We start from the raw sequence: 9,954 nt of genomic DNA on the forward strand, positions 1-9,954 counted from the left end.
GTTCAGCTCCCGCTGCCGTCAAAACCGCTGAAGAAGCTCGCCACCCGATCGGCGTCGAGGGCCGCCAGGGTGGGCGGATTCCAGTGCGGAGTCTTGTCTTTGTCGATGATCAGGGCGCGTACGCCTTCCATCAGGTCGCCACGCTCGAACCACTGCCGGTCCAGGTGCAGTTCCAGGGCGAAGCATTGTTCCAGGCTCAACTGGCGGCCGTGGCGCAGCATTTCCAGGGTCACGGCCATGGCCAGGGGAGAACGGGTTTCCAGCAGGTCGGCGGTGCTGCGCGCCCATTCATGGCTGTCGGCAACGGTGACGGTACGCAGTTGCTCGACGATGCTGGGTAGGTCCGCCTGGGCGAAGAAGTGGTCGATGACCGGGCGCAAGGCTTGCAGGGGCGCATCGGGCAGGGTCTGCACCGCGAGCCTGGCCAGCAGGCCTTGCAGGTCCTTGAGGGGCGAGTCGCTCCAGTGCAGGCGGTCCAGGCGCTGGTTCAGCAGGTCCAGTTTGCTGCTGTCCAGGTGCCAGTCGGCCAGGCCGCAGTACAGGGCATCGGCGGCGCGGATCTGCACGCCGCTGACTCCGAGATAGATCCCCAGCTCGCCGGGTATGCGCGACAGGAAGTAACTGCCGCCAACATCCGGGAAGTAACCGATGGCCACCTCCGGCATCGCCAGGCGGCTGCGCTCGGTGACTACCCGCAGGTCGGCGCCTTGCACCAGGCCCATGCCGCCACCCAGGACAAAACCGTCCATCAGCGCCAGCACCGGCTTGCGGTAGTGGTGGATGGTCAGGTCAAGGGCATATTCCTCGACGAAGAAGTCCTGGTGCAGGCTGTCGCCGCTGTGGTAGCTGTCGTACAGCGAGCGGATATCGCCGCCGGCGCAGAAAGCCTTGTCCCCCGCGCCACGCAGGACGACGGCGTGGATCAACGGATCCTGGGCCCAGTGGTCCAGGTGCTGCTGCAAGGTGCGGACCATCGACAGGGTGATGGCGTTGAGGCCGGCGGGGCGGTTTAGGGTCAGGTAGCCGATGTGGTTGCGCACCTCGACCAACACTTCGTCCGGGGTGGCGTCGCAGGCCTGGCTCGCCTGGGATGAAACCTGAGCAGTCATCACTAACTCCCTGCTTTTATTGTTTTTTATATGAGGCTCGCGCGCGAGCATCGGCGGATCGTAGCAGTGCAAATTTGCCAATTACAACCCGGAAAGCTGCAGGTCGACTGTGCATTTTTGCATGACAAAAAAACACGCCCTGGCCTTGCGCAACCGCTCTGGACCAAGGTGTAGAGCCTTGACGACAGAATCGGCTGTGAAATAGCCGTGATCAGCCGATCCCGGCTGTTTCAGACGCCCCTTACGACACCTGGGCCACTTCGGCAGTTGGCATTCTGGCGCTCCGTTGCAGCGTAGACCGCGGCAACCAGGAACGGGTTCGGCTCTGCGCGCCAAACCCGGCCAATAACAACAAGAACCCGACTGCGGCGACCCCGCATCCACTCTCTGCCCCTGTCACAAGTGGGGCCTGGCATTGCTGCCGGGCCGCTATAAATCCAAATAATCCGGGACTCTGAAGATGACTAAACACTGGCTGGCTGTGCCGTTACTGGCAATTGCGTGCGTTTCCATGGGCGCCAGCGCCAAGGAATGGAAAGAACTGCGCTTTGGCGTCAACCCGAGCTATCCGCCCTTTGAATCCACCACGGCAGGCGGCGGCGTGCAGGGCTTCGGTGTCGACCTGGGTAACGCCATCTGCGCCGAGCTCAAGCTCAAGTGCGTGTGGGTCAGCAACGACTTCGACGGCCTGATCCCGGCACTCAAGGCCGGCAAGTTCGACGCCATCGAGTCCTCCATGACCGTTACCGATGCGCGGCGCAAGCAGATCGACTTCAGCGACCGGCTGTACGCCGGCCCCACGGCCATCGTCACGCGCAAGGGCTCGGGCCTCGAACCCACCGGCGAATCGCTGAAGGGCAAGACCCTGGGCTACATGCAGGGCACCGTCCAGGAAACCTACGCCAGGGCCAAGCTGGGCCCGGCGGGGGTCAAGCTGCGGGCCTACCAGAACCAGGACCAGGTCTATGCCGACCTGGTCTACGGCCGGCTGGACGCCTCGATCCAGGACAAGCTGCAAGCGCAGATGAGTTTCCTCGCATCACCCCAGGGCGCCGACTTCGAGAACAGCGTCGGCATCAGCGACCCTCTGGTGCCGTCGGAGATCGCCATTGGCCTGCGCAAGGACCAGGACGAGCTCAAGGCCATGCTCAATGGCGCCATCCAGGCGCTGCATGAGAAGGGCATCTACGCCCAGATCCAGCGCAAGTACTTCGGCGACCTCGACCTCTACAACAACTGATCGCCCACGGCGGGCCCCGGGACTGTTACCCAGTATCCCGGGCCCGGCCGTGGCCCGAGCAAGGTGATTGGCGTGAATACCTTTCTGACTCTGTTGGGCCTGGACCTCGAGGTCCTGCAAGGCTATGGGCCGCTGTTGCTGCACGGCGCCTGGATGACCCTGAAACTCTCCGCCCTGGCGCTGCTGGTGAGCATGCTCCTGGGGCTGCTGGGGGCGGCGGCCAAGCTTTCGCCGCTGCGCCTGCTGCAGATCCCGGCGACCTGCTACACCACCTTGATCCGCGGCGTACCGGACCTGGTGCTGATGCTGCTGATCTTCTACAGCCTGCAGGGCTGGCTCACGGCCCTGACCGAACTGCTGGACTGGCCCTATATGGAGATCGACCCCTTCGTGGCCGGGATCGTGACCCTGGGCTTCATCTACGGCGCCTATTTCACCGAGACCTTTCGCGGGGCAATCCTTAGCGTGCCCCGGGGCCAGCAGGAAGCCGCGGCGGCCTTCGGCCTGAGCCGCATGCAGCGCTTTCGCCACGTGGTGTTCCCGCAGATGATGCGCTTCGCCTTGCCGAGCCTGGGCAATAACTGGCTGGTGCTGCTCAAGGCTACGGCGCTGGTGTCGATCATCGGCCTCACCGACCTGGTCAAGGTGGCCCAGGAAGCCGGCAAGAGCACCTTCAACATGCTGGATTTCCTGCTCCTGGCGGCGGCCCTGTACCTGCTGATCACCAGCGCTTCGAACCAGCTGCTGCGGCGCCTGGAACGGCACTACAACCAGGGCGTGCGAGGGCTGTCGCGATGATCGAACTGATCCAGGAATACTGGCGGCCGTTTCTGTTCACTGACGGCGAGAGCCTTACCGGGCTGGCCATGACCCTGTGGCTGCTGGTGGCCAGCCTGGCCATGGGGTTTGTCCTGTCGCTGCCCCTGGCCATTCTGCGCACCTCGCACTGGGCGCTGCTGCGCTGGCCGGTGCAGTTGTTCACCTATGTGTTTCGCGGCACGCCTTTGTACATCCAGCTGCTGATCTGCTACAGCGGCCTGTACGGCATCGCCGCGATACGCCAGCAGCCGTTGCTCGAAGCTTTCTTCCGCGATGCCATGAACTGCACCTTGCTGGCCTTCACCCTGAACACCTGCGCCTACACCGTGGAGATCTTCGCCGGGGCCATCCGCAGCATTCCCTATGGCGAGATCGAGGCAGCCCACGCCTATGGCCTGAGCGGCTGGCGCCTGTACTGGCGGCTGATCCTGCCTTCGGCCCTGCGCCGGGCGCTGCCGTACTACAGCAACGAGGTGATCCTCATGCTGCACGCCACCTCGGTGGCCTTCACCGCCACCATCCCGGACATCCTCAAGGTGGCCCGGGACGCCAATGCCGCCACCTTCATGACCTTCCAGGCCTTCGGCATCGCCGGCCTGTTGTACCTGGGGCTGTCCTTCGGCCTGGTGGCGGCCTTCCGCCTGGCGGAGCGGCGCTGGCTGAGCTTCCTCGGCCCGGCTCACTGACGCTCCTTTCCTCTTTTTCCTATCCAGAACCTTGCTGCCAGCGGCGGAGTTCCAGGAGTCTGCGATGTACAAATTGACCGTTGAAAATCTCTACAAGCGTTTTGGTGACAACGAGGTGCTCAAGGGCGTCTCGTTGAAGGCCCGGGCCGGAGACGTGGTGAGCATGATCGGCGCCAGTGGCTCGGGCAAGAGCACCATGCTGCGCTGCATCAACTTCCTGGAGCGGGCCGATGCCGGGGCCATTGCCCTGGACGGCGAGGCGATTGTCACCCGCGATGCCCCAGGCGGCATGCAGGTGGCCAGCCCGGCCCAGTTGCAGCGCCTGCGCACGCGCCTGGCCATGGTGTTCCAGCACTTCAACCTGTGGAGCCACCTCAGCGTGCTGGAGAACATCATGCTGGCGCCGTGCCGGGTGCTGGGCATTGGCCGCAAGGAGGCCGAAGCCAGTGCCCGGGCCTACCTGGACAAGGTGGGCTTGGCGCAACGGGTGGCCGAGCAGTACCCGGCGTTCCTGTCCGGTGGCCAGCAACAGCGGGTGGCGATCGCCCGGGCCCTGGCGGTGGAGCCGCAGATCCTGCTGTTCGACGAGCCGACCTCGGCGCTGGACCCGGAACTGGTGGGGGAGGTGCTGAAGGTGATCCAGGCCCTGGCCGAAGAAGGGCGGACCATGCTCATGGTCACCCATGAAATGAGCTTTGCCCGACAAGTGTCGAGCCAGGTGTTGTTCTTGCATCAAGGGCGGGTCGAGGAGCAGGGTAGCCCGGCGATTCTCGACCAGCCGCAGAGTGAACGTTTGCAGCAGTTTCTATCCGGCCGTTTGAAGTGAGGGAAGACATCCATGGCGGACATCCGCGACCTGTCGATCGTGCTTGATCGAATCGACCAGGCGATCATCGAGGTTCTGCGCCACGAAGGGCGCATCACCTACCAGAAACTCTCCGAGCGCGTGCACCTGACCCCCAGGCCGTGCCTGGAACGGGTGCGCAAGCTGGAGCAGCTCGGGGTCATCCGTGGCTACGGGGCCATCCTCGACGAAAAGAAACTCACCCCGGGGCTGTCGCTGCTGGTGCTGGTGGCCTTGTCCAACCAGAGCGGGCGGGCGGCGCAGAAAGCCTTCGAGGCCAAGGTCCGCGCCTGCCCCCAGGTGCTGGAATGCCGGCTGATCAGCGGCGCCTTCGACTACAGCCTGCGCATGCGCTGCCGGGACATGGAGCACTACCGGGTGCTGACCGAAGTCTGGTTCGACGACCCGGATCTGCACATCGACAAACTGGTCAGCCACCCTGAACTGGCGATGGTCAAGACCGGCATGGAATAACCCCCTGTACGCCCCCCGCCGCAGGAGCCGGCTTGCCGGCGAACAGGCCCGCAAGCCTTGCACCGCTCGCAAGATCGCCTTCGCTGGCAAGCCTGCTCCTGCAGGTCGCATATCGATGTTTTCAGGAGGTGCGAAATCGGCTGGGGCAACCCGTGCTTTCAGCCATTTCCTGCCGTGCAGGCCCGCCGTTCAGCCGGGTTTTGTCCCGACAAAAAAACACAATGGGCCCCTCTGAAACCTCATTGATTGCGTGCCCCATGCAGACTACCCATAGCGTTTTGATGATTCGCCCCACGCGTTTTTCGTTCAACCAGGACACTGCCGGCAACAACCATTTCCAGCGCCCGCCCGGTGCCGCCGAAGACGTGCAGGCCAAGGCCCTGCAGGAGTTCGACGGCTACGTCGCGACGCTGCGCGAGCATGGGGTCCGGGTGCTGGTCCACGAAGACGGCGCCGCCCCCCATACCCCGGATTCGATCTTTCCCAACAACTGCTGGAGCAGCCACCCCGACGGCACCCTGGTGCTGTACCCGATGCAGGGCCGCAACCGCCGCCTGGAGCGCTACAAGGGGGTACTGGCGCACCTGCACGAGCAGTACCAGGTGAACCGCACCCTGGATCTCACCTCCCTGGAGCAGGAGGAACTGTTCCTCGAAGGCACCGGCAGCATGGTCCTGGATCGCCAGCAGCGCATCTGCTACGCCGGCTACTCGACCCGCACCCATGCCCGGGCCCTGGACCAGCTGGTGGCGCACCTGGGTTATGAGCTGTGTGCCTTTCATGCCCGGGACCGCCAGGGTGAGCCGATCTATCACACCAACGTGATGATGAGCGTCGGCAGCCAGCTGGCGGTGGCCTGCCTGCTGGCCCTGGACGATGCACAGGAGCGGGCGGCCCTGCGCCAGCGCCTGGAAAGCAGCGGCAAACAGCTGCTGCCCTTGACCTGGGCCCAGCTGGAATCCTTCGCCGGCAATATGCTGGAAGTCCACAACAGTGCCGGCGAGCCGCTGCTGGTGATGTCCCGCAGTGCCTGGCGCTCCCTGGATGCCGAGCAGCGCCGGCTGATCGAGCGCCATGTGCAGCCGGTGCCGGTGAACATCGACACCATTGAACGCATCGGCGGCGGCAGCGCCCGCTGCATGCTGGCGGAAATCTACCTGCCCGAACGTCAACCTCAGCTGGAGCTCTCGCGATGATCGTCCGTCCCGCCACCCTGGCCGATTTGCCGGCGCTGCTGGCCCTGGCCCACAGTGCCGGTGCCGGCCTGACCACCTTGCCCGCCGACGCCGGGCGCCTGCGGTCACGCCTGCAATGGGCCGAGCAGACCTTCGCCGGCCAGGCCTCGCGGGCCGATGCCGACTACCTGTTCGTGCTGCAAAGCGCGCAGGGCGAGGTGGTCGGCATCTGCGCCCTGGCCGGCGCCGTGGGCCTGCGCGAGCCCTGGTACAACTATCGGGTCGGGCTGTTTGTCGCGGCCTCGAAAAACCTGGGGATCAACCAGCAACTGCCGACCCTGTTCCTGGGCAACGACATGACCGGCCATTCGGAACTGTGCTCGCTGTTCCTGCATGCCGACCACCGCCAGGGGCTCAACGGGCGCCTGCTGTCCAAGGCGCGCTTCCTGTTCCTGGCCGAGTTCCGCGAGCTTTTCGGCGACAAGGTGATCGCCGAGATGCGTGGCTATTCCGACGAGCAGGGTGTGTCGCCGTTCTGGGAGGGCCTGGGCCGGCACTTTTTCAAGATGGATTTCGCCGACGCCGACTACCTCACCGGCCTTGGCAACAAGACCTTCATCGCCGAGCTGATGCCCAAGTTTCCCTTGCCCACCTGCCTGCTGCCGGAGCCGGCACGGGCAGTGATCGGCCGGGTGCACCCCAATACCGAACCGGCCCTGGGCATGCTCAAGGCCGAAGGTTTTGCCTTCAAGGACTACATCGACATCTTCGACGGCGGGCCCCTGATCGAATGCGCCACCGGCGACATCCGCGCAGTGCGCGACAGCCAGGTGCTGCAACTGAGCATCGGCACCCCGGGGGAGCAGGCCCAGCCCTACCTGGTCCACAACCGCCAGTTCGCCGACTGCCGGATCAGCGTGGCGGCGGCGCGGGTCGCCGCCGGCACCCTGATTGTCAGCCGTGACAGTGCCCGGGCCCTGGGGTTGCCGGCCGGGGCCTCGGTGCGGGCGGTGAGCCTGGCGGTGCCGGCGTGGCAAATGTCCGCAGCCTAGAAGCGTCGTGGCGCGAGCGCCGCTACAATGGCGCTCGAATTTTCTGCCGGCGAGGCACCATGGACATCGATCTGGCCCGCACCTTCCTGGAAATCGTCCGCAGCGGCAGCCTGATCGCTGCTGCCGAGCGCCTGCACCTGACCCAGACCGCCATCAGCGCCAGGGTGCAGAACCTGGAAGGCCAGCTCAACTGCAAGCTGCTGGTGCGCAACCGCGCCGGCGCCCGGCCCACCGCCGACGGCGAGGCCTTCATCAGCTACGCCAACCAACTGGTGCAGACCTGGGAAGCAGCCCAGCGCGACCTGCCGCTGCTGGCCGGCTACCGCAATGTGCTGCACATCGGCGGCGAGCTGAGCCTGTGCAACCCGCTGATGCTCAACTGGGTGCGGCGCCTGCGCCAGGCGTTGCCCAACCACGCCGTGCGCACTCAGATCGGCGAAGGCGCCAGCTTGCAGCGGCAACTGGAGCTGGGCGTGCTGGACGCCGCGCTGGTGTTCCAGCCGCTGTACTCGCCGGGCTTGCAGGTGGAGCAGTTACTGGAGGAAAAACTGATCCAGGTGCGCTTGGCGGGGCGCCCCGAGCCCTATGTGTACATCGATTGGGGCGAGGACTTTCGCCGCCAGCACGACGCCGCGCTACCTGCGCAGGCCAAGGCGGCAGTGGGCTTCAACCTCGGGCCGCTGGCCCTGCAGTTCATCCTCGATGCCGGTGGCAGCGGCTATTTCCGCACACGGGTGGTGCAGAGCTACCTGGACAGCGGTGTGCTGGAGCGGGTGGAAAAAGCCCCGGAGTTCAACTTCCCCACCTACCTGCTGTACGCCCGCGAGCGCGATACCCCAGAGCTGCAACAGGCGTTCGCGGTACTGCGGGAAGTGATAGAAAGCGACACCGACTGGTCCCAGCGCTGGTCGCCGATGGTCTGAAACCCGGCAACCTGGCAGGCGAGGAGGCCCTTGAGTGATGGGTTGTCCTTGAGGGCGCCTTGGCGGGCAAGCCGGCTCCTGGCGCTGGCTGTCAGCGGCGTGAGGCGAGCACCTGGCCGATGCTGCGGCGCCGGGCGTGGGCCTCGCTGGCATGAATCAGCTGTTCGAGGTCTTCGGGGGTGACGTCGAAGAACTCCTCCATCTCCGCCAGGGCCAGTTTCAGGTCCTGGGCCGTGATCGCCAGGCTGTCGCCGGCAGCGGTTGCTGGCAGGAGCGCCGGAGCTTCGCTGGGGCCCTTGGGGTAACGGGTGCGCGTCAGGTTGTTGTAGGCCAGGGCGCTGAGCAACAGGCTGGCGGCGGCCAGCATCACCGGCCCCAGCTCGTACCAGTCCAGGGCCACGCTGGCCGGGTCCGCCAGTACCAGGGTCAGGGCCAGGGCGCCGGCCGGCGGGTGCAGGCAGCGCAACCAGCACATCAGCACCAGGGCCATGCCCGCCGCCAGGCAGGCACTGCCCAAGGTACGGCCCAGTACATGGGCCACCGCCAAGGCCATGACGGCGGCACAGAGGTAGCCGCCAAGAATCGACCAGGGCTGGGCCAGGGCGCCTGAAGACACCGCGAACAGCAGCACCGCCGACGCGCCCAGAGGGCCGATCAGGTGCAGGGCCACCGGCATGCCGAAGACCTGGGCACAGAGCCAGACACTGAACAGGGTGCCCAGGGCCATGCCGATGGCGGCGCGGCTCCATTCCAGTGGGCGGGTATTGATGGCGGCGGGTTTCCAGCGGGCGAACATCGGTAAACGCTTTCCAATCCAGAACGACAGGCAAAAAGAAGGGCTTGCCTGGATGACCAGAAAGCCCTTGAACGTTCCAACATTTGGGGGAGGAACCGGCACAGTGTGCCGAGGAATCTAGCGCCTGACAAATTCATAATAATGCTGCTTCAGTGCATTTATTTTGCACTTAAATACGACAGCCCCTGTAGGAGCCGGCTTGCCGGCGAAGAGGCCCTTGAGTGTGGTGTAGCCCTGGCGGACGCCTTCGCTGGGAAGCCCGCGAAGACAGCCGATTCCTCACCGGTTTCTACAGCGTAAGGCGCATGGCGCAGCGGCGCGCCGCGGGCAGGCCGTACCGGGCTTCATCGGCCAGCACCTGGCACAGCCGTGGGCCCAGTTGCGCCTGTTCGAGGGTGACAAAGCCCTGGCGCTGGTAGAAGGGTTCGTTCCAGGGCAGTTCGCGAAAGGTGCTCAGGGTCAGGGCTTCAAGCTGCTGCTCCAGAGCGTATTGCCGCGCCGCCTGCAACAGGCGCTTGCCGATGCCCTGGCCCTGGTGGCCGCGGGCGACGGAAATCTCCCACACGTGCAGTTCCCGGTCGCAGGCTTCGGCGTTGAGAAAGGCGCAAGGGGTGTCATCCGCCGTCACCGCCACCCAGACCGGGTGGCGCTGGATATTGGCGCGGTGGCTCGGTGCGTCGGCCACTGCGGCGTCTGCCAGCCAGGCCAGTTGCGCATCGGAGCGAAACAGTTCGGCAGCGCAGGTTTCAATGGCGGGAAGAAAGTCGGCGTCGGTCACCCGCGCCCGGCGGATCTCAATAGTCATGGGCGCGAGTGTAGGCAGCGGGCAGGGGCCG

The 9,954-nt window shown here is 65.4% G+C and carries 11 protein-coding genes; 8 read left to right on the forward strand and 3 right to left on the reverse strand.

Going from position 1 to position 9,954, the window contains the following annotated elements; genetic code table 11:
• Positions 1-2: 2 nt before the first annotated feature.
• The gene (locus AC1RL5_RS03980; RefSeq protein ID WP_492588924.1) at positions 3-1,109 is read right to left on the reverse strand and encodes an enoyl-CoA hydratase/isomerase family protein; all 1,107 of its coding nucleotides are present in this window, start codon (positions 1,107-1,109) and stop codon (positions 3-5) included.
• 460 nt (positions 1,110-1,569) lie between these two features.
• On the opposite strand from AC1RL5_RS03980, the gene AC1RL5_RS03985 reads away from it, so the two are divergent.
• From AC1RL5_RS03985 to AC1RL5_RS04020, 8 genes are all read left to right on the forward strand, one after another.
• On the forward strand, positions 1,570-2,349 hold the full coding sequence (locus tag AC1RL5_RS03985; protein ID WP_011061348.1) for a transporter substrate-binding domain-containing protein: 780 nt from the start codon (positions 1,570-1,572) through the stop codon (positions 2,347-2,349).
• A gap of 72 nt (positions 2,350-2,421) precedes the next feature.
• Positions 2,422-3,147, forward strand: coding sequence for an ABC transporter permease (locus AC1RL5_RS03990; protein ID WP_011061347.1), 726 nt, complete (start codon positions 2,422-2,424; stop codon positions 3,145-3,147).
• Complete coding sequence (locus tag AC1RL5_RS03995) at positions 3,144-3,854, forward strand: ABC transporter permease (protein ID WP_011061346.1); 711 nt, start codon at positions 3,144-3,146, stop codon at positions 3,852-3,854. The genes AC1RL5_RS03990 and AC1RL5_RS03995 overlap by 4 nt, the downstream gene beginning before the upstream one ends.
• A gap of 64 nt (positions 3,855-3,918) precedes the next feature.
• Positions 3,919-4,680, forward strand: coding sequence for an ABC transporter ATP-binding protein (locus AC1RL5_RS04000; protein ID WP_015635651.1), 762 nt, complete (start codon positions 3,919-3,921; stop codon positions 4,678-4,680).
• A 12-nt stretch (positions 4,681-4,692) separates the two neighbouring features.
• Positions 4,693-5,172 (forward strand): Lrp/AsnC family transcriptional regulator, encoded by a 480-nt coding sequence (locus tag AC1RL5_RS04005; protein ID WP_011061344.1) that lies wholly within the window; start codon positions 4,693-4,695, stop codon positions 5,170-5,172.
• Positions 5,173-5,429: 257 nt separating this feature from the next.
• Complete coding sequence (gene ctlX / locus AC1RL5_RS04010; RefSeq protein ID WP_011061343.1) at positions 5,430-6,368, forward strand: citrulline utilization hydrolase CtlX; 939 nt, start codon at positions 5,430-5,432, stop codon at positions 6,366-6,368.
• Positions 6,365-7,399 carry an arginine N-succinyltransferase gene (astA, locus tag AC1RL5_RS04015; RefSeq protein ID WP_207239229.1) on the forward strand — a complete coding sequence of 345 codons (1,035 nt, stop codon included), beginning with the start codon at positions 6,365-6,367 and terminating at the stop codon, positions 7,397-7,399. Before ctlX ends, astA begins: the two co-directional genes overlap by 4 nt.
• Positions 7,400-7,458: 59 nt before the next feature.
• The gene (locus AC1RL5_RS04020; protein ID WP_015635648.1) at positions 7,459-8,322 is read left to right on the forward strand and encodes a LysR family transcriptional regulator; all 864 of its coding nucleotides are present in this window, start codon (positions 7,459-7,461) and stop codon (positions 8,320-8,322) included.
• 91 nt (positions 8,323-8,413) lie between these two features.
• Here AC1RL5_RS04020 and AC1RL5_RS04025 read toward each other — a convergent pair whose 3' ends face one another.
• The gene (locus AC1RL5_RS04025; RefSeq protein WP_053151700.1) at positions 8,414-9,118 is read right to left on the reverse strand and encodes an HPP family protein; all 705 of its coding nucleotides are present in this window, start codon (positions 9,116-9,118) and stop codon (positions 8,414-8,416) included.
• Positions 9,119-9,407: 289 nt separating this feature from the next.
• The gene (locus tag AC1RL5_RS04030) at positions 9,408-9,923 is read right to left on the reverse strand and encodes a GNAT family N-acetyltransferase (protein ID WP_072450307.1); all 516 of its coding nucleotides are present in this window, start codon (positions 9,921-9,923) and stop codon (positions 9,408-9,410) included.
• Positions 9,924-9,954 lie beyond the last annotated feature (31 nt).

The organism is Pseudomonas sp. GW822-FHT06D10 (assembly GCF_058799535.1).